This is a genomic window from Actinomadura verrucosospora, from assembly GCF_039540335.1.
Taxonomy (GTDB): Bacteria; Actinomycetota; Actinomycetes; order Streptosporangiales; family Streptosporangiaceae; genus Spirillospora; species Spirillospora verrucosospora.
Genome location: NZ_BAABEV010000002.1, coordinates 87,505 through 105,217, shown reverse-complemented (window position 1 = coordinate 105,217; position 17,713 = coordinate 87,505). Strand labels below are relative to the sequence as shown.

At 74.8% G+C, this 17,713-nt stretch carries 16 protein-coding genes; 7 read left to right on the top strand and 9 right to left on the bottom strand.

The window, feature by feature from the left end:
- The first annotated feature begins 98 nt into the window (after nucleotides 1–98).
- Nucleotides 99–680, top strand: coding sequence for an Rv1733c family protein (locus ABD944_RS02860; RefSeq protein WP_345172038.1), 582 nt, complete (start codon nucleotides 99–101; stop codon nucleotides 678–680).
- Between the two features lie 28 nt (nucleotides 681–708).
- Here the strand turns inward: ABD944_RS02860 and ABD944_RS02855 are convergent, their stop codons facing one another.
- Nucleotides 709–2,430, bottom strand: a complete 1,722-nt coding sequence (locus tag ABD944_RS02855; RefSeq protein WP_345172036.1) for a sensor histidine kinase — start codon at nucleotides 2,428–2,430, stop codon at nucleotides 709–711.
- A 90-nt stretch (nucleotides 2,431–2,520) separates the two neighbouring features.
- Between ABD944_RS02855 and ABD944_RS02850 the strand changes: the two genes are divergently transcribed.
- Complete coding sequence (locus ABD944_RS02850) at nucleotides 2,521–2,955, top strand: pyridoxamine 5'-phosphate oxidase family protein (RefSeq protein ID WP_345172034.1); 435 nt, start codon at nucleotides 2,521–2,523, stop codon at nucleotides 2,953–2,955.
- On the opposite strand, the gene ABD944_RS02845 is transcribed toward ABD944_RS02850, so the two are convergent.
- On the bottom strand, nucleotides 2,936–3,943 hold the full coding sequence (locus ABD944_RS02845) for an Acg family FMN-binding oxidoreductase (protein WP_345172032.1): 1,008 nt from the start codon (nucleotides 3,941–3,943) through the stop codon (nucleotides 2,936–2,938). The two genes, ABD944_RS02850 and ABD944_RS02845, sit on opposite strands and share 20 nt — an antisense overlap.
- Nucleotides 3,944–4,146: 203 nt before the next feature.
- Here ABD944_RS02845 and ABD944_RS02840 point away from each other — a divergent pair, with 203 nt between their 5' ends.
- Complete coding sequence (locus tag ABD944_RS02840; RefSeq protein WP_345172030.1) at nucleotides 4,147–4,836, top strand: response regulator transcription factor; 690 nt, start codon at nucleotides 4,147–4,149, stop codon at nucleotides 4,834–4,836.
- A gap of 94 nt (nucleotides 4,837–4,930) precedes the next feature.
- Here the strand turns inward: ABD944_RS02840 and ABD944_RS02835 are convergent, their stop codons facing one another.
- Genes ABD944_RS02835 through ABD944_RS02825 form a run of 3 tightly spaced genes read right to left on the bottom strand, consistent with a single transcriptional unit; the run spans nucleotide 4,931 to nucleotide 7,172 of the window.
- Nucleotides 4,931–5,797, bottom strand: a complete 867-nt coding sequence (locus tag ABD944_RS02835; RefSeq protein WP_345172028.1) for a universal stress protein — start codon at nucleotides 5,795–5,797, stop codon at nucleotides 4,931–4,933.
- Nucleotides 5,794–6,291 (bottom strand): flavodoxin domain-containing protein, encoded by a 498-nt coding sequence (locus ABD944_RS02830; protein ID WP_345172026.1) that lies wholly within the window; start codon nucleotides 6,289–6,291, stop codon nucleotides 5,794–5,796. The genes ABD944_RS02835 and ABD944_RS02830 overlap by 4 nt, the downstream gene beginning before the upstream one ends.
- Nucleotides 6,288–7,172: a universal stress protein gene (locus ABD944_RS02825; RefSeq protein WP_345172024.1), complete on the bottom strand. Its 885-nt coding sequence runs from the start codon at nucleotides 7,170–7,172 to the stop codon at nucleotides 6,288–6,290. The genes ABD944_RS02830 and ABD944_RS02825 overlap by 4 nt, the downstream gene beginning before the upstream one ends.
- Nucleotides 7,173–7,371: 199 nt before the next feature.
- Between ABD944_RS02825 and ABD944_RS02820 the strand changes: the two genes are divergently transcribed.
- A complete protein-coding gene (locus ABD944_RS02820) occupies nucleotides 7,372–10,095 on the top strand; it encodes a cation-translocating P-type ATPase (RefSeq protein WP_345172022.1) in 2,724 nt (907 codons plus the stop codon).
- A complete protein-coding gene (locus ABD944_RS02815; RefSeq protein ID WP_345172020.1) occupies nucleotides 10,092–10,616 on the top strand; it encodes a CBS domain-containing protein in 525 nt (174 codons plus the stop codon). Before ABD944_RS02820 ends, ABD944_RS02815 begins: the two co-directional genes overlap by 4 nt.
- Before the next feature lie 52 nt (nucleotides 10,617–10,668).
- Here the strand turns inward: ABD944_RS02815 and ABD944_RS02810 are convergent, their stop codons facing one another.
- Complete coding sequence (locus tag ABD944_RS02810) at nucleotides 10,669–11,556, bottom strand: universal stress protein (protein WP_345172018.1); 888 nt, start codon at nucleotides 11,554–11,556, stop codon at nucleotides 10,669–10,671.
- 182 nt (nucleotides 11,557–11,738) lie between these two features.
- On the opposite strand from ABD944_RS02810, the gene ABD944_RS02805 reads away from it, so the two are divergent.
- On the top strand, nucleotides 11,739–14,156 hold the full coding sequence (locus ABD944_RS02805; protein WP_345172016.1) for a glycoside hydrolase family 65 protein: 2,418 nt from the start codon (nucleotides 11,739–11,741) through the stop codon (nucleotides 14,154–14,156).
- A 116-nt stretch (nucleotides 14,157–14,272) separates the two neighbouring features.
- Complete coding sequence (locus tag ABD944_RS02800) at nucleotides 14,273–14,698, top strand: pyridoxamine 5'-phosphate oxidase family protein (protein WP_345172014.1); 426 nt, start codon at nucleotides 14,273–14,275, stop codon at nucleotides 14,696–14,698.
- Between the two features lie 111 nt (nucleotides 14,699–14,809).
- Here the strand turns inward: ABD944_RS02800 and ABD944_RS02795 are convergent, their stop codons facing one another.
- From ABD944_RS02795 to ABD944_RS02785, 3 genes are all read right to left on the bottom strand, one after another.
- Nucleotides 14,810–15,676 (bottom strand): universal stress protein, encoded by an 867-nt coding sequence (locus tag ABD944_RS02795; protein WP_345172012.1) that lies wholly within the window; start codon nucleotides 15,674–15,676, stop codon nucleotides 14,810–14,812.
- Between the two features lie 52 nt (nucleotides 15,677–15,728).
- Entirely contained in the window at nucleotides 15,729–16,562 is an 834-nt protein-coding gene (locus ABD944_RS02790; protein WP_345172010.1) for a universal stress protein, read from the bottom strand.
- Between the two features lie 70 nt (nucleotides 16,563–16,632).
- Nucleotides 16,633–17,673 (bottom strand): zinc-dependent alcohol dehydrogenase family protein, encoded by a 1,041-nt coding sequence (locus tag ABD944_RS02785; RefSeq protein WP_345172008.1) that lies wholly within the window; start codon nucleotides 17,671–17,673, stop codon nucleotides 16,633–16,635.
- Nucleotides 17,674–17,713: the final 40 nt, after the last annotated feature.

Genomic DNA, 17,713 nt, shown 5'->3' with positions numbered 1-17,713 from the left:
TCCCGCGTAGGGCTTCCGCCTCTGCAAGCCGTCCAGGGCGGATGCGTAGCGTCAGGGTGGAAGGAAGGTGAAGGGACGGCGTCATGGGAGCGACGACCATGCGAGCACGGACCGGCCGCTGGACAGCACGGATCGACCGCTGGCGTCGCAGTTGCGGTTTCGACCGCAACGACCTGCGGCGCCACGTGGACCGGGTCCAGTGGCGGCTCGGACTGCTCCTGCTCATCGTCTTCCTCAGCGCGACGCCGCCGCTGCTCGCCCATGCCGTCCAGGCCGCGTCCGGCTCGGGCGTGCGGGCCGAGCGCCAGCAGGCCGCCACACGGCACCGCGTCGAGGCCACCATCGTGAAGGTCCAGGACCCGGGGGGCCGCCGCACGGTCACGGTCGCCTGGACCGAACCCGACGGGACCCGGCGGACCGGTGACTACACGACGTGGCGGGGAGCCGGCGTCGGGGAGCGCCTCATCCTGTGGGCCGGGCCCGACGGCGTCTCGATCACACCGCCCCGCCGGCACGCGCAGACGGTCATCCACACCGCGGTGGACGGGACGGGCGTGGTCATCGCGACGGGGCTGCCCGCGCTCTGCCTCTACTGGCTCGTCCGGGCGCGGTGCGACCGCTGCCGCTCCCGGTCGTGGGACGCCGAGTGGGCGCGCCTCGACAACCGCATCGGCCCCTGATGCCGGCGGGACCGGTGCGTGCGGAAGATCAGGCGGGCTTGAGCGGGACGCACCAGACCAGCAGCGTGCCGCCCTCCGGGCGCCGTTCGGCGGTGCACGTGCCGCCCAGGCCCTCGGCGCGGGACTCCATGTTGCGGAGCCCGCTGCGGCGACCGCCCTCGGCGATGCCGACGCCGTTGTCCGCCACCCGCACCGTCACGTCGTCCCCGACGTCGATGGTCAGGGCCGCCTCGGTGGCGTGCGCGTGCCGGGCGACGTTCGACAGGGCCTCCCGCACGACCGCGAGGAGCTGCTCGCCGATCTCCTCGTCGACCGAGGTGTCCAGCAGCCCGTCGAGCCGCACCGAGGGCGCGAACCCCAGATGCTCCGCCGCCCTGTCGGCCAGGGAGTGCACCCGGCTGCGCAGCGACGTCTCGTCGGTCTCGGGGCCCTGCAGCGCGAAGATGGACGACCGGATCTGCCGGATGGTGTCGTCCAGGTCGTCCACCGCCCGCTGCACCCGGACGGCGACCTCCCGCTTCTGCGTGATCTTGATCGCCGCCATCAGCCCCATCGCGGTCGCGAACAACCGCTGGATGACGGTGTCGTGCAGGTCCTTGGCGATGCGGTCGCGGTCCTCCAGCAGCGCCAGCCGCTCGGCGTCCCGGCGCCGCTCGGCCAGCTCCAGGGCCACCGCCGCCTGTCCCGCGAACGCCTCCAGCAGCCGCTGCGTCCCCTCCGAGAACAGCGCCCCGCCGGGCGGGTTGACCACCGAGATGACGCCGCGCGCCGCCGACCCGAGCCCCAGCGGCACGATCAGCAGCGGGCCGATCGGCACCCGCGTGGGCAGGTTCGCATCGCGCGCCGCCTTCTCCCCGTCGGCCAGCCGCAGGGCGGTCCCCTCGGTGAACACCGGCCCGGCCACCGAGTGCTCCAGCGGCACCCGCAGCCCTTCCAGCCGCTCGGCGCCCTCCCCTCGGGCGGCCTCCACCGCGAAGTGCGCGCCGCCCTCCTCCACCAGCGCCACGGCCGCGAGGTCGGCCTCGGCGATCTCCTGCGCCCGCTGCGCCACCAGCGTCGTCACCTCGTGCGGGTCGGTGCCCGACAGCAGCGCGGTGGAGACCTCGGCCGACGCCTCCAGCCACCGCTCGCGCCGGCGGGTCTCCTGGTACAGGCGGGCGTTCTCGATCGCGACGCCGGCGGCCGTGGCCAGCGCGATCACCACGACCTCGTCCTCCTCCTCGAACTGGCCGCCGCCGGCCTTCTCCGTCAGGTAGAGGTTGCCGAACACCTCGTCCCGCACGCGGATCGGGACGCCCAGGAACGTCCGCATCGGCGGATGGTTGGAGGGGAAGCCGCTGGAGGCGGGGTGGTCCCCGAGGTCAGGAAGCCGCAGCGAGCGCGGCTCCCTGATCAGCAGGCCGAGGATCCCGTGCCCGTGCGGCCAGTGGCCGATCGCCTCGATCTCCTCGTCGCTGACGCCCACGGTGACGAACTGCACCAGGTGCTCGCCCTCTTCGCCGATGACGCCGAGCGCTCCGTAGCGGGCGTCGACGAGGGTGGTGGCCGCCTCGGTGATGCGCCGCAGCACCGACTCCAGGTCGAGTTCGCTGCCGATCGAGACCACGGCCTCCAGCAGCGCGTGCACCCGGTCCCGGGTGGACCTCGCCGCCTCCAGCCTCGACTGCAGCTCCGACAGAAGATCGTCCAGCTGCAGCTGCGGCAGGATCAGCCGTGCCCGGTCATGGCCGGCGCCCGAATCATGAACCACAGGTCCAGTATTACCCTGCCCCGGGGCGAGAAGTCAGGTCAGGGACCTTAGACCCTGATGCCCGGGCCGCCGGTGCACCACATTGGGGTCATGCACCTCGACCACAGCGGCATGGAGATCCTCGACGACGGGGAATGCCGGGCCCTGCTCGGCCGATCGACGGTCGGCCGGATCGTGTTCACCCTCCAGGCGCTGCCCACCGTACAACCGGTCAACTTCGTCTTCGACGGCGAGCTCATCGTGGTGAAGACGTCATCGGCCTCGCGGCTGGCCACCGCCGCCTCCGACACGATCGTCGCCTTCGAGATCGACGAGATCGACGCGGACGGCGGCAGGGGCTGGTCGGTGGTCACCGTGGGACCCGCCCGCCGCGTCACCGAGCCCGGCGAGATCGCCCGGCTGTCCGCGCTCCCGCTGCGGAGCTGGGCGCCGGGCGAGCACGACCAGTTCATCGTCGTCCGGCCCCGGCTCATCACCGGCCGCCGCATCCCCGAAGCCGTCCCGCTCAGGGCTCCACGATCATGACGTCGGCGACGGGCCGGCGGACGGTGTCCAGCCCCTCTCCCTCCGGCGCCCCGATGCGCAGGAGCATCTGCGGGTAGGCGTCCCGGCAGAAGTGGGCGCGGATGAAAGCGCGCAGCTCCGGCACTTCGAGCGCCTGGGTGTGGAAGGCGGCCGCCAGGTCGCCCTCGGCCGCCCTCAGCAGCGCCCGCTGCAGCGCCTGGCCCGTGCGCAGCCAGTCGGCGGGCCCGTCGCCGTCGGAGACCAGGAGAAGCGCCACCCCCGCCGTGCTCTTCCCCTCCGGGTGCGCGGGTTCGGCGCCCCACCCCTGGCCGCGGGCGAAGTCGCGGGCGGGGAAGTTCGGGCTGGTCTCGGGAGTCCGCCTGGGGTAGGCGCCCTCCTGGACGCCGTCCTTGCGGGCCGTCCTGGGCGAGGGCGCCCAGCGGCCGATCTCCGTGGAGTACGCGGGGGTGCGGCGCTGGATGTGCTCGGCCGCGTCGGTCAGGGCGGCCAGGGCCCCCTTGACGTGCGGGTCGACCGCCTCGATCAGCCGGGCGCCCTCGCGCTCGACGTCGTAGCGCATGGCCGACAGGACCCCGGCGGGGACGGTCTCGGGACGGAACGCGCCCCGATGGCTGCGCCGGCGCCGGATCTGCTCGTGCTCCCGCAGGATCTGCCGGTCCGCGGGCTCGTCGGGCTCCAGGACCACGTCGGCGAGCAGGTGCGGGCGGTCCGGATCGGGCAGCAGGCGCACGAGCGGGTCGTAGCCCTGGGCGCGCAGCGACAGCCGGAGGTTGTACAGCGCGGCGCCGCAGCTGATCAGCATCTCCCGGCCCCTCGGGTCCGCGACGCCCAGGCGGCGGTCCGGGTCGGCGCGCAGGCTGACGCGGGGGCCGCGCACGCCGAACCGCCACGGCTGGGTGTTGTGCACCGACGGCGCCCACAGCGCGTCCTCGACGGCGCGCTCTATGTCGTCCGCGATGTCCGCGGAAGTCCTGTACCTGGTTTGCATGGATCGCTCCTTCCCCTCAGCTTTCACCTCACCAGCGGCCCCCGCCCCCGCGGCAGGGCCGAAGGTCCATCCCGAAGGGGCGCAGGGACGTGTTCCGGGTCGGGACGTAGGTCCCGCGGGCGGGGGACCTCCGCGGGCTGGGGACGGGGCCGGCGGCGGGGTAGCGTCCATTCCGTCACCACCGGACCGAGGAAACGAGAGCCATGACCGCCCAGACGCCAGGGAACGCGGGGACGATCCGGGTCTTTCTGATGGACGACCACGAGGTCGTCCGCCGCGGAGTCGCCGCGCTGCTGTCCGCCGAGGACGACATCGAGGTCATCGGCGAGGCCGGCACCGCGGCCGAGGCGCTGGCGCGGATCCCGGCCGTCCGGCCCGACGTGGCCGTGCTGGACGTCCGCCTGCCCGACGGGGACGGCGTGAGCGTCTGCCGCGAGCTGCGCTCCCAGCTGCCGGAGCTGGCGTGCCTGATGCTGACCTCCTTCGACGACGACGACGCCCTCTTCGAGGCGGTGATGGCCGGGGCGTCCGGCTACGTCCTCAAGCAGATCCACGGCTCCGACCTCGTCGGCGCCGTCCGCACCGTCGCCACCGGGCAGTCGCTCCTCGACCCCCGCAGCACCGCCCGCATGCTCGAACGGCTCCGCACCCGCCAGGAGAAGAGCGACCCGCTCAAGGGCCTGACCGAGCAGGAGCGGCACATCCTGGAGCTCATCGGCGAGGGCCTGACCAACCGGCAGATCGGCGAGCGCCTCTTCCTGGCCGAGAAGACGGTCAAGAACTACATCTCGAACATCTTCGCCAAGCTCGGCATGAGCCGCCGCACGCAGGCCGCCGCCCTCGCCGCGCAGCTCAAGGCCGACGGCGCCCAGGCAAGGCAGGGGCGCGACTGAGCCCTGGCCCGGCCGGGCCTTGGGGGGGCGGCCGGGCCAGGCTTCCCCGATCACCCGCGCCTACGGACGCTGTCATCGCGTCCTACGGACGCTGTCATCGCGTCCTACGGACGATGGCGACCGGGCAGTGCGCGCGCAGCAGCATCGCGTGGCCCACCGATCCCAGCAGGAGCCCGGCGAACCCCCCGTGCCCGCGGGAGCCGACGACCAGCAGGCCCGCGTTGGCGGACGCGTCCGCCAGGACCTTCGCGGCCCGGCCGTTGACGGCCTCGGACACCACCTTGACGTCGGGGTACCTGGCCCACCACCCGGCGAGCGACTCGGCGAGGACGCGCTCCTCCTCCGCGGCGACCAGGGAGCGGTCGTAGACGAGAGGCTGCGTGTCGCCCCGGCCCGAAGGGACCGGGTGCGTCCAGGCGGTCAGGGCGCGCAGCCGCACCCCGCGCAGGGACGCCTCCTCGAAGGCGAACCCGACGGCGTCCGCGCCCGCCGGAGAACCGTCCACCCCGACCACGACGTCTCCACGCGGGTCCGCCTCCGGGTCCCGCGCGACCACCACCGGGCACGCCGCGTGCGCGGCGACCTGCATCGCCACCGAGCCCAGCAGCAGCCCCGAAAGGCCCCCCGACCCGCGCGAGCCGGTCACGACCATCAGCGCGTCGCGCGCCTGCTCGACGAGGACCTTGGCGGGCTGCCCGCCGGTCTGCTCGCCGGTCACCTCCAGGCCCGGAACGCGGTCGCGGGCGCGGGCCACGGCGAGCTCGACGATGTCCCGGCCGCCGTCCAGCAGCTGCTCGCGGACGCGGGCGGCGCCCGGATCGGCGGGGACGTCGAACAGCCACGGCGTGACCACGTACACGACGTGCAGCGAGGCGACGCGGCGGGCGGCCTCGTCGGCGGCCCAGTCGACCGCGAGCAGGCTCGGCTCCGAACCGTCGTCCCCGACGATGATCCTGTTCATACGGCCACGCTCCGCAGGTCGCGGGCGATGCCGGCGGCCCAGTCGCCGACGCGGTCGCGATCCCGGTAGTCCCCCGACGCCGTCCGGGCGAGCTTGCCGGCCATGAAGCCCCGGGCGTCGGGAGCCAGCCGCCCGCCGAAGGTGGCGTGGCCCCGGGCGCGGATCCGGCGGGCGTACTTGGCGACGCCGGGGACGGGGTCGATCGTGCGCTCCCGCGCGCTGTCGTCCAGCGGACCGCTGCTGAACAGCCACACCGGCCGGTGCGCCAGCGCGTCGGCGTGGTGCCGGACGAAGCGGCGCGCCTCCCGGTGCCAGCGCCCGACGTACAGGGCGCCGCCGACGACGACGGCGTCGTACCCGTCGAGGGCGTCGACCTCCCCCGCCGGGCGCACGTCGGCCTCCACGCCCGACTCGCGCAGCGCGGCGCCCGCCCATTCGGCGATCTCGGCGGTTCCGCCGCGCTCGGAGGCGTACGCCACCAGTACCCGGATCATGACGGCTCCTTCGTGTGCGGGTCGCGGTCGTGGACGACCGCGACCGGACCCGGCGCCTCGTGCAGCACGAACCTCGTGACGGCGCCGAGCAGGGTCTTCGGGGACGAACCGATGCCGCGGTCGCCGACCACGAGCAGCCTCGCGTCCCGGGCCTCGTCGGCGAGGGCGCGCCCGGCCCGCTCCAGGACGAACCGCCGCTCGACGGCGACCCCGGGGTGTGCGGCCAGAAGGGGCGCGACCGCCGCGGCGAACCGCGCCTTGGCCTGCTCCTCGAGGCCCTGCGGATCGCTGGACGGCAGCCGGTCCGGGCCTGGGAGCGCGGCGGGGTCCCACCACGCGCACACCAGCGTCACCGACGCGTGCCACAGCCCGGCCTCGCACAGCGCGAACCGCAGCGCGGCCTGGCTCGCGGGCGACCCGTCGATCCCGACGACGATCCTCTTCCCGGCCCGCGCCGGGTCGTGGGCGGGCACGACGACGACGGGACGGTCGGCGTGCGCGGGAACGTGGACGGCGGTGGAGCCGAGGGGCAGCCGGTCGAACCCGCCGGCCCCGCGGGCGCCGACCACGATCAGCTCGGCGTCCCGCGACGCCGCCAGCAGCGCGGCGGGCGGCGTGCCCTGGGACAGCAGCGGCCGCACGTCCAGGCCGGGCGCGGTCTCCCGGGCGATCCGGAGCCCGTCCTCCAGGGCGATGACGCCCATGCCGCGGACGATCTCCAGCGCCTCGTCCCCCTCCGGCCCCGCGGGATAGGGCCAGTTCCAGGCGTGGCAGACCCGCAGGGGCACGCCGCGCAGGGACGCCTCCGCCGCCGCCCAGCGCAGGGCGCGCCCGGCGGCGGGGGAACCGTCGAACCCGACCAGGACATGTGCTCCGTCCATCGTCTTCCACCTCCAGATCTCCAAGACTCACAACACCGGCGGCGGAGCGGTCAGAGGCGTGGGTCCGCCGACGCCGGGACCTTCGGCCCTGCCCCCGGCCGCGGCGTGCGGCCAGGCTGGGGGCGGCAGGAGGTGCGACGATGGACGTACGCTGCGACCCCGCGGTCGCCGACCCCGGCGGCCGCGGCCGCGGGCCCCGATGACGACGGCTCCGGCGCCCTACCGCAGGACGGCCGACGAGGTCGTGCGCGCGTTCGGCGGCGACGCCTCCGACGGGCTCTCCTCCGGCGAGGCGGCGAGGCGGCTGGAGCGCGACGGGCCCAACACGCTGCCCGCCGCGCGCGGGCGCGGCCCCGTCGTGCGGTTCCTCCTGCAGTTCAACAGCCCGCTGATCTACGTGCTGCTGGTGTCGGCGGCGGTGACCGGGCTGCTCGGCGAGCACGTGGACGCGCTGGTGATCCTCGGGGTGGTGGTCGTCAACGCCGTCGTCGGCTTCGTCCAGGAGTCGCGCGCGGAAAAGGCGCTGGGCGCCCTGGCCGCCATGGCCCGGACGGCGGCGCTGGTCGTCCGCGACGGCGCGGCCCGGCGCGTGCCGTCGGCCGAACTCGTGCGCGGCGACCTGGTCAGGCTGGAGGCCGGCGACAAGGTCCCGGCCGACCTGCGGCTGCTGCGCTCCGACGAGTTCGCGGTGGACGAGTCGGCGCTCACCGGCGAGTCGGTGCCCGTCGCCAAGGACACCGCGGCGCAAGACGAGGCCGCCCTCGCCGACCGCACCGGCATGGCCTTCTCCGGCACGCTGGCGACGTCCGGAAGCGCCGCGGGCCTGGTGGTGGCGACCGGCGCGGACACCGAGCTCGGCGGCATCCACCGGCTGGTGGAGGGCACCGGCGCGGTCCGGACGCCCCTCACCCGCAAGATCACACACTTCAGCCAGATCGTGACGGTGGCGATCCTGGCGCTGGCCGCGCTGACCTTCCTCATCGGCGTGCTCCGCGGGCGCGGCGCGACCGAGATGCTCACCGCCGCGGTCGCCCTCGCGGTCGGCGCGATCCCCGAGGGGCTGCCCGCGGTCGTCACGATCACCCTCGCGCTCGGCGTCTCGCGCATGGTCGGCCGCGGCGCCATCGTCCGGCACCTGCCCGCCGTCGAGACGCTCGGCAGCACCACCGTCATCTGCACCGACAAGACCGGCACCCTCACCCAGAACCAGATGACCGTCACCGCCGTCGCCGCCGGCGGGCGCGACTACACCGTCACCGGCGCCGGCTACGCGCCCACCGGGACGATCCGGCGGGACGGCCGGGACGTCGACGCCGCGGCCGACCCGGCGCTCAGGGAGACGCTGCTGGCCGGCCTCGCCTGCAACGACGCGCAACTGCACCGGCGGGACGGCTGGCACATCACCGGGGACCCGACCGAAGGCGCCCTGCTGACCAGCGCGGCCAAGGCCGGCGTGGACGGCGTGCCGGACCGCGTCGCCACCCTGCCGTTCACCGCCGAGCGCCGCTACATGGCCACCCTGCACGAGGACGGCGCCGTCTACGTCAAGGGCCCCGTCGAGCGGATCCTGGAGCTGTGCGAGGACGCCGCCGGTCCGGACGGCGCGCCCGTCCCGCTCGACCGAGCGGCGGTCACCGCGCGCGCCGAGGCCTACGGCGGCCAGGCGCTGCGCGTGCTGGCCTTCGCCCGGGGACGCGCCCGCGGCTCCGCGCTGGACGAACCGCCCCCGCTGACCTTCCTCGGCCTGCAGGCCATGTTCGACCCGCCCCGCGAGGACGCCGCCCGGGCCGTCCGGACCTGCCACGACGCCGGCGTCCAGGTCAAGATGATCACTGGTGACCACGCCGCCACCGCGCGCGCCGTCGGAACCCGCGTCGGGCTGGACGGCGAGGTGATGACGGGCGCCGAGCTGACCTCGGGCGTCTCCGCCGAACGCGTCCAGGCCACCACCGTCTTCGCCCGCGTCTCCCCCGAGCAGAAGCTCCGCCTCGTCCAGATCCTGCAGGACCGGGGGCACGTCATCGCGATGACCGGGGACGGGGTCAACGACGCGCCCGCGCTCAAGCAGGCCGACATCGGCGTCGCCATGGGACGCGCCGGCACCGACGCCGCCAAGGAGTCGGCCGACATGGTCCTCACCGGCGACGACTTCGCCTCGATCGAGAAGGCCGTCGAGGAGGGACGCGGCGTCTTCGACAACCTGGTCAAGTTCATCGTCTGGGCGCTGCCGTCCAACATCGGGCTCGGGCTCGTGCTGGTCGCCGCGATCGTCGCGGGCACGGCGCTGCCCGTCCTGCCGCTGCAGGTCCTCTGGCTGAACATGACCGCGGTGCTCGTGCTCGGCCTGCCGTTCTCCGTCGAGCCGAAGGACGAGCACATCATGCGCCGCCCGCCCCGCGACCCGTCGCTGCCGCTGCTCACCCGCGCGATGACGCTGCGCGTCCTGGTGGTCTCGGCGATCCTGCTCACCGGCGCGTTCGGCCTCCAGCACTGGGAACGCGCCCACGGCGCCACGCCGGAGGTCGCGCAGACGATCGTCGTCAACGTCTTCGCGCTGACACTGCTCACCTACCTCTTCAACTGCCTGTCGCTGGACCGTCCGCTGCTGTGGCACGGCGTCCGCCGCAACCCCTGGGTCGGCGCCAGCGTCCTGGCCCTCGTCGCCGTCCAGGCGCTCTACACCTACGCGCCCTTCATGAACGGCCTGTTCCACTCCGCCCCGCTCGGCGCCGGCGCCTGGGCGCGGATCGTCGTCATCGCCGCCGTCTCCTACGTGGTGATCGAGATTCTGAAGTACGTCCAGTCGCGCGCCGATCCGGCCCTCCGGCGCCGGGTCGGGGGACGTTCGCCCCTGCCGGCGGCAGGCGTCCCGGAGGAGTCTGGAGCCGGAGGCAATCCGTTCGGCCCGGAGGAGGAGCCATGACGCCGAGCCCACCGCTGGAGCAGCGCGCCGTCGCCGAGCTGATGAGCCGCGACCTGCTCACCATCGCCGCGGACGAGTCCGTGATCATGGCCTGGGAGCTGATGTGCCGGGCCGAGATCCACCACCTGCCCGTCACCGACGTCGAGGGCGGCTTCCTCGGCGTCCTGGACGCCCAGACCCTCACCTCGGCCTGGGACGCCGCCGTTCCCCGCGAGGCGCGCCGCCCCGTCACGGACCTCCTGCCGTCCCGGCCGCCCGCGACGGTGCGGCCGTCGGCCGCCGTCGCCGAAGCGGCCCTGGCCATGCTGGAGTCGGACCGCGACTACGTGGCGGTGACGGACGAGCACGGCGCCCTGGCCGGCCTCGTCACCGCACGGGACCTGGTCTGCGCCCTCGCCGGGGTGCACCGCGAGATCCCGGCGCGGACCGGCGGCATGCCGTCGCTGTACCGGATCGAGCCGGTACTCCCCCGCGAGACGCGGGCCCCGCACCCGGGCCGGAGCAACATCGCCCCCGACTGAACCGGCGCCGGCCGCCCGCGGCGAGGCGCGAGCGGCCGGCGGGGCGTTCCCCTCAGGCGACTCTCTGGGCGGTGTACCGGGGCGCCGGGACGATCGCGACCGAGCAGGGGGCGTGGTGCAGCATCGCCGAGCTGGTCGCCCCCAGCAGCAGCGGATCGAGGCTTCCGGTGCCGCGGTCGCCCACCACGAGCAGGTCGGCGCCGTCGGCGGCGTTCAGGAGCGTCTCGCGGGGCCGCTCCAGCAGCAGCGAGACGTCCACGTGGACCTTCGGGTACCGCCGCCGCCAGGGGTGGACGAGCCGCTCCAGCATCGCCGCCCGCGCCTGGAACAGCCTGGCCTTGTCGGCGAACAGCGGCAGGTCGCTCTCGGGCACGGCGCCCGGCTCCCACGCCCCGTGCACGACGCGCAGGTCGCACTCGCGCAGCGCGGCCTCCTCGATGGCGAAGCCGACCGTCGCGTCCGCGTGCTCCGACGCGTCGACTCCGGCCACGATGAGACCGCGGTGGCCGTCGGCGCCGCGGACGGCCACCACGGGGCGGCGGGTCCGCGCCGGGAGCTCCGTCGCCGTCGAGCCCGCGGGCAGCAGGTGCCGCTCGTGCGAGCCGACCACGATCAGCTCCGCGTCGTCGGACTCGTAGACCAGCGTGTCGCACGCGGGCTCCCGCCTCAGCAGCGTGCGCACCTTCCCCTGCGCGCCCAGGTCGCGCGCCCGGCGCGCCCCCTTGCGCAGGAGGTTCTCCCCCGCCCGCTGGAGCACCGCCTGCACGCCGGCGTCCACGTGGCCGCTGGGGTACGGCCAGTGCCAGCAGTAGCACAGCATCAGGTCGAGCCCGCGCAGCCGCGCCTCCTCCACCGCCCAGCGCAGCGCGGGGTCGTTCTCCTTGGTCCCGTCATAGCCGAACAAGACGTTCGACCTCTGAGCCCTCGTCAGCGCCGCCATCCGTCCACCCCTCCTCGAACAGAGGTCCCGACTTCAGTCTCGGCCGGTCCGGGCCACGGGGCACGGGCCGAAGGTCCCGCCGCGCCGGGTCGTCCGGTACTGCCGGGAGCCGAGGGGCCGATGACAGCGTGGTTGGCGGGAGTGCCCGGCCGAGGGCCCCGACGACGGTGTGAGGAGACGCCATGAGCCGGTGGATCCTGGCCTACGACGGCTACGATCCCGCGACGGAAGGGCTGCGGGAGGCGCTGTGCACGCTCGGCAACGGCTATGTCGCCACCCGGGGCGCCGCCCCCGAGTCGGCGGCCGACGGCGTCCACTACCCCGGGACCTACGTCGCCGGCTGCTACGACCGGCTCCCGACCGAGATCGGCGGGCTGCGGGCCGACAACGCCGACCTCGTCAACATGCCGAACTGGCTGCCGCTGACCTTCCGCGCCGAGGACGGCGAGTGGTTCAACCCGGACGCCGCCCTCCAGGAGGACCGGCTCCTGTCCTACCGGCAGGAACTCGACCTGCGGCGCGGCGTCCTGACCCGGCTCGTCCGCGTGCGCGACCGGGCCGGGCGGACGTTCCGCCTGGCCCAGCGCCGGATCGTCTCCATGGACGACCCGCACCTGGCCGCGCTCGAGACCACGATCGTCGCCGAGGACTGGAGCGGCACGCTGCGCATCCGGTCCGCGCTGGACGGCCGGGTCTCCAACGCCGGCGTCGAGCGGTACCGCGACCTGCCCGGAACCCACCTGACCCGCGAGGAGCCGCCGCGGCGGGACGACCGGGGGCCGCTCCTGCTGCGCGCCTCGACCGTCTCCTCGAAGATCGGCATCGGGGTCGCGGCCCGCACCCGGGTGTCGGTCCCCGCCGAGGCCTCCCGGCTCGCCGAGGACGGGTGGGCCACCCAGGACCTGACCGTCGACGCCGCGCAGGGCGCGCACGTCACGGTCGAGAAGGTGGCGGCGGTGTTCACCTCCCGCGACCGCGCCGTCGAGGAGGCCGGGGAGGCCGCGCTGGGCGCCGCGTCGGAGGCGGGCGGCTTCGACGCCCTGCTGGAGCGGCACACCCTGGCGTGGAACCGGCTGTGGCGGCGGTGCCAGCTGAGCGTCGACCACGTCGAGGTCCAGCGCGTCCTCAACCTGCACATCTTCCATCTGCTGCAGACCGTGTCGGAGCACATCGTCGACCTGGACGTCGGGGTCCCGGCCCGCGGCCTGCACGGGGAGGCCTACCGCGGCCACGTCTTCTGGGACGAGGTGTTCATCCTCCCGTTCCTGACCATGCGGTTCCCCGAGATCGCCCGCGCGCTGCTGCTGTACCGGTGGCGGCGGCTGCCCGCCGCCCGGCGCGCCGCGGCCGCCGCCGGGCACCGCGGCGCCATGTACCCGTGGCAGAGCGCCGCCGACGGCCGCGAGGAGACCCAGCTCGTCCACCTCAACCCGCGGTCGGGCCGGTGGCTGCCCGACCACACGCACCTGCAGCGCCACGTCGGCCTGACCATCGCGCTCAACGTCTGGCGCTTCTACGAGGCGACCGGCGACGCCGAGTTCCTCGCCGAGTACGGCGCCGAGATCATGCTGGAGGTCGCCCGGTTCTTCGCCGACCTGACGGTCTACGACCGCTCCACCGACCGGTACGGGATCCGCGGCGTCATGGGCCCGGACGAGTACCACGACGCCTACCCGGGACGGGACCGGCCCGGCCTGGACGACAACGCCTACACCAACGTCCTCGCCGCCTGGCTGCTGGAGCGGGCGCTGGAGGCGCTCGCCGTCCTCCCCGAGGACCGCCGCGGGGAGCTGCGCGAACGGCTCGCGCTGACCCGCGAGGAGATCACCCGCTTCGAGGACGTGGCGCGCAAGATGTACGTCCCCTTCCACGCCGGGGTGATCAGCCAGTTCGAGGGCTACGGCGGCCTGGAGGAGCTCGACTGGGCCCGCTACCGGGAACGCTACGGCGACATCCGCAGGCTGGACCGGATCCTGGAGGCCGAGGGCGACTCGCCGAACCGCTACAAGGCCTCGAAGCAGGCCGACGTGCTCATGCTCTTCTACGTGCTCTCGCCGGGCGAGCTGGACGCCGTCCTGCGGAACCTCGGCTACGAGCACGGGCCCGAGCTCGCCGCCAGGACCATCGCCTACTACCTGCCCCGCACCTGCGACGGATCGACGCTGAGCTCGCTCGTCCACGCCTGGATCCTCGCCCACACCGACGGCGACGAGGCCTGGGGCGTCTTCCTCGAATCGCTGTTCACCGACGTCACCGGCGTCCAGCGCGGCACCATCGCCGAGGGCGTCCACCTGGGCGCGATGGCCGGCACCGTCGACCTCGTCCAGCGCTGCCACGCCGGCGTCCGCACCCGGGGCGGCGCGCTGCGGCTGGAGCCGCGCCTGCCCCCGGCGGTCGGCGAGCTGCGCCTCGGGCTGCGCTACCGCGGCAACTGGGGCATCGACCTGACCTGCCGCCAGGACCTCGTCCGCGTCGCGCTGCGCCCCGGCGCGGCCTCCCCCATCCGCATCTCCTACGGCGCCGAGGAGATCGAGATCCAGCCGGGCGCGTCCTGGGAGAGCCCCCTGCTGGCCGGCAGGCCGCCGCCGGCCGGCGGCTGAGCCGGGCCGTTCGAAGGGCCCGGCCGGAAGGGGACGGACGGCTTCCGGCGAGGTGACCTTGGCCCCTCCCGCTCGCCGGGCGCGGAGCGGAGCATGGAGACATGAGGGAGGAAGCCATGAGGAGCGCGGACGAGGCGGCGGGCCTCACGCGAGCGGAGTGCCTGCGCCTCATGAGCACCGCCACCGTCGGCCGGATCGTCTTCACCGAGCAGGCGCTGCCCGCCGTGGCGCCGGTCGGTTTCGTCGTCGACGGCGAGGACGTGGTCATCGCGGTGCCGCGCGGTTCCCGGCTGCCGGCCGCGACCCGGGGCGCGATCGTGGCCTTCCAGGCGGACGATCTGAACGCCGCCTGCCGCAGCGGGTGGTCGGTCACCGTCATCGGGCGGGCACGGGTCGTCCGCGATCCCGGGGAGCGCGCCCGCGAGGCCCTCCGGCCCTGGACGGCCGGAGCCGGGGCGGATTTCATCCTGGTCTCCTGCCGGCAGATCACCGGTCAGCGCGTCGGGGTCTCCCCCGTCGACGCCCACGAGACCGCGGCCTGAACGACTCGGCGGCGTGACGGCGCCCGAGGCGGCTTGTGCCGCCCGCTCATCGCGTAGGGCCCGGCGAAGTGCCGGGCCCTGCGCGATGCGGCGTCCATGTCCGATGTGCGCTCAAGGAGCGGAGGCGCCCGCGATGGGGACGACGGCGACCGGGCAGTGCGCGTGGTGGAGGAGGCCGTGCGTCACCGCGCGGCTGCGCGGCACGGTCAGGCCCTCGCGGGGATGCGAGCCGGCGATCACCAGGTCGACGTCGCGGGACGCGGCGACGAGCGCGGCGGCGGGGTTGTCCTGCACGAGGTCCTCCACGACCTCCACCCCGGGGAAGCTCTTGCGCAGGGGCGCGTGCGCCTCGATGACGCGCCACCGGGCCCGCTCCTCGAAGCGCCGGAGGTCGAGGTTCTCTCCGTGCCCGTCCAGGACCGCGGGGAACGGCCAGGCGTGCACGACGCGCAGCCTCGCCTCCCGCACGGCGGCGGCCCGGAACGCGTACTCCAGCACGGCGGAGTCGTCGCCGAGGCCGACGCCCACGGCGATCTCGCCGCGCTCGGCGGCCGGTTCGCCGCGCACCACCACGACCGGGCAGGCGGAGTGGCGGACCGCGCCCAGCCCGACCGAGCCGAGGACCAGGCCCGCGAACCCGCCGAGACCGCGGCTGCCCACCACCACCTCGAACGCCTCCTCCGAGTGCTCGGCCAGTGCCCGGACGGTGCGCGCGGACGCCAGTTCCAGGCTCACCGGCACCTCCGGCCGCCGGGCGTGCGCGACGCGCTCGGCGGCGGCCAGCACCTCCTCGCCCTGCCGCGTCAGCGAGACCACCTCGCCGGGGGCGGTGTTGAGCGGCACGTCGAACCCCCACCGCTCCACCGCGTGCAGGATCCTCAGGGCGCGCCCGTACCGGGCGGCCTCGTCGGCCGCCCAGGCCACGGCCCGTTCGGAGGGGACGGAGCCGTCGGCTCCGACGATGATCGGATCGGACATGGTCAACTCCTCCTCGCTTCTCCCCGGCGGACGTCCCGCCGGGCGGCGCCGGTCACCGGTCGATGGGCACCACGACCACGGGGCAGTGCGCGTGGTGCAGGACCGCGTGGTTGACCCGGCCCAGCGCCATGCCGATCCGGCCCGTCCGGCGGGCGGCTCCGACCACCACCAGGGCGGCCGACCGCGACGCCTCGACGAGGGCCTGGGCCGCCGCGCGGTCCGAGACGAACTGCTCGACCCGGACGTCCGGATGGTGCTCGCGCAGCCCGGCCAGGGCCTCCGACAGCTCCAGGTCCTCCATCACGCGCCTGCGGGGGGACCCGAACTCGCCGCCCACGGCGTGCAGCGCCAGGAGCGCGGCGCCGCGCGAGGCGGCCTCCTCGAAGGCCCAGCCGGCCATGGCGCTCTCGCCGGGGCGGTCCTCGACCCCGACCACGACCCGCGCCGGGGCCTCGGCGGGGTAGGGCGTCTCATGCGGCACCACGAGGACGGGGCACCGGGCGTGCGCGGCGGTGTACAGCCCGACCGACCCGAACAGCAGGCCCTCGAACCCGCCCAGACCGCGCGATCCGACGGCCACGAGCGCCGCGTGCTCGCTGCCCTCCACCAGCGCGCCGCCCGGGTCCGTCCGTTCCAGCCGCGTCGCGACGTCGAGGTCGGGATGCACCTTCAGCGCGTACTGGCGCGCTTCGGCGAGCAGGTCCTCCCGCTCGGCGACCAGCCGGCTCAGCGCGTCCCTGGGGATCACCCCGTCGTCCACCAGCGCGCGGGACGCGTGCACCAGCTCCAGCGGCCGGCGGTGCCGGACGGCGTAGTCGGCGGCCCAGTCGAGGGCCCGCCAGGCGTGGGCGGAGCCGTCGACGCCCACGATGATCTGGGTCCGCATGGCCTCTCCTTTCCGGGTCGTCTCGCCGCTCGCCCGCACGGCGCGGCGGTCGCGGACGGCCGCACGGGGTTCAGCGGGTCAGGACGACCTTGAGGGCGCCGGTGTGAGCGGGGTCGGAGAAGACGTCGTAGGCCTTCGGGAACTCGTCCAGCGCGAAGTGGTGGGTGACGAACCGTCCGGCGTCCAGCTGGCGGCCGGCGACGAGCCGGAGCAGGGTGGGCGTGGAGAAGGTGTCCACCAGTCCGGTGGTGATGGTGATGTCCCGGATCCACTGCTCTTCGAGGTGCAGCGCGGCCGGAGCGCCGTGCACGCCGATGTTGGCGACGTGCCCGCCGGGGCGGGCCAGCGCGACGGTGAGCTCGAAGGCCTCGGGGACGCCGACGGCCTCGATGGCCACGTCGGCGCCGAGGCCGCCGGTCATCTCGCGGACCGCCGCCAGGGCGTCCTGCCGGGAGTTGTTCACCGTGGCGTCGGCGCCGAACTGCTTGGCCGCCTCCAGCCGGCTGTCGGCCAGGTCGATCGCGACGACGTGGCTCGGGCTGAACAGCCGCGCCCCCATGATCGCCGCAAGCCCGATCGGCCCGGCGCCCACCACCGCCACGACGTCGCCGGGGCGGACGGCGCCGTTGAGCACGCCGACCTCGTAGCCGGTCGGCAGGATGTCGGCCAGCATCAGCACGTCCTGGGCGGGCACGCCCTGCGGCAGCGGGTGCACCGAGGTGTCGGCGAACGGCACCCGGACGTACTCGGCCTGCGTCCCGTCGATCCTGTGCCCGAGGATCCAGCCGCCCCCGCCCAGGCACTGCCCGTAGCGGGCCTCGCGGCAGAACCGGCACGTGCCGCACGCGGTGATGCACGACACCAGCACCTGGTCGCCCGGCTTGACCGTTCGCACGCCGGGACCGACGGCCTCGACCGTGCCGACCGCCTCGTGCCCGAGGATCCGCCCGTCGGTCACCGCCGGGACGTCTCCCTTGAGGATGTGCAGGTCCGTGCCGCAGATGGTCACCGCGTCCACCCGCACCACCGCGTCGCCGTCCGCGACGATCTCGGGCTTGGGCACGTCCTCCCAGGACTTCCGGCCGGGCCCGTGGTACACCAGCGCCCGCATGGCGAGCCTCCCTCATCGTCCTCAGGTTCGCTACCAGAGT

Bases quoted from the DNA above. Each gene is read 5' to 3' on its own strand.
- ABD944_RS02860 (WP_345172038.1), top strand. From the start codon at position 99: ATGCGAGCACGGACCGGCCGCTGGACAGCACGGATCGACCGCTGGCGT.
- ABD944_RS02850 (WP_345172034.1), top strand. From the start codon at position 2,521: ATGCACCTCGACCACAGCGGCATGGAGATCCTCGACGACGGGGAATGC.
- ABD944_RS02845 (WP_345172032.1), bottom strand. From the start codon at position 3,943: ATGCAAACCAGGTACAGGACTTCCGCGGACATCGCGGACGACATAGAG.
- ABD944_RS02840 (WP_345172030.1), top strand. From the start codon at position 4,147: ATGACCGCCCAGACGCCAGGGAACGCGGGGACGATCCGGGTCTTTCTG.
- ABD944_RS02835 (WP_345172028.1), bottom strand. From the start codon at position 5,797: ATGAACAGGATCATCGTCGGGGACGACGGTTCGGAGCCGAGCCTGCTC.
- ABD944_RS02830 (WP_345172026.1), bottom strand. From the start codon at position 6,291: ATGATCCGGGTACTGGTGGCGTACGCCTCCGAGCGCGGCGGAACCGCC.
- ABD944_RS02825 (WP_345172024.1), bottom strand. From the start codon at position 7,172: ATGGACGGAGCACATGTCCTGGTCGGGTTCGACGGTTCCCCCGCCGCC.
- ABD944_RS02820 (WP_345172022.1), top strand. From the start codon at position 7,372: ATGACGACGGCTCCGGCGCCCTACCGCAGGACGGCCGACGAGGTCGTG.
- ABD944_RS02815 (WP_345172020.1), top strand. From the start codon at position 10,092: ATGACGCCGAGCCCACCGCTGGAGCAGCGCGCCGTCGCCGAGCTGATG.
- ABD944_RS02810 (WP_345172018.1), bottom strand. From the start codon at position 11,556: ATGGCGGCGCTGACGAGGGCTCAGAGGTCGAACGTCTTGTTCGGCTAT.
- ABD944_RS02805 (WP_345172016.1), top strand. From the start codon at position 11,739: ATGAGCCGGTGGATCCTGGCCTACGACGGCTACGATCCCGCGACGGAA.
- ABD944_RS02800 (WP_345172014.1), top strand. From the start codon at position 14,273: ATGAGGAGCGCGGACGAGGCGGCGGGCCTCACGCGAGCGGAGTGCCTG.
- ABD944_RS02795 (WP_345172012.1), bottom strand. From the start codon at position 15,676: ATGTCCGATCCGATCATCGTCGGAGCCGACGGCTCCGTCCCCTCCGAA.
- ABD944_RS02790 (WP_345172010.1), bottom strand. From the start codon at position 16,562: ATGCGGACCCAGATCATCGTGGGCGTCGACGGCTCCGCCCACGCCTGG.
- ABD944_RS02785 (WP_345172008.1), bottom strand. From the start codon at position 17,673: ATGCGGGCGCTGGTGTACCACGGGCCCGGCCGGAAGTCCTGGGAGGAC.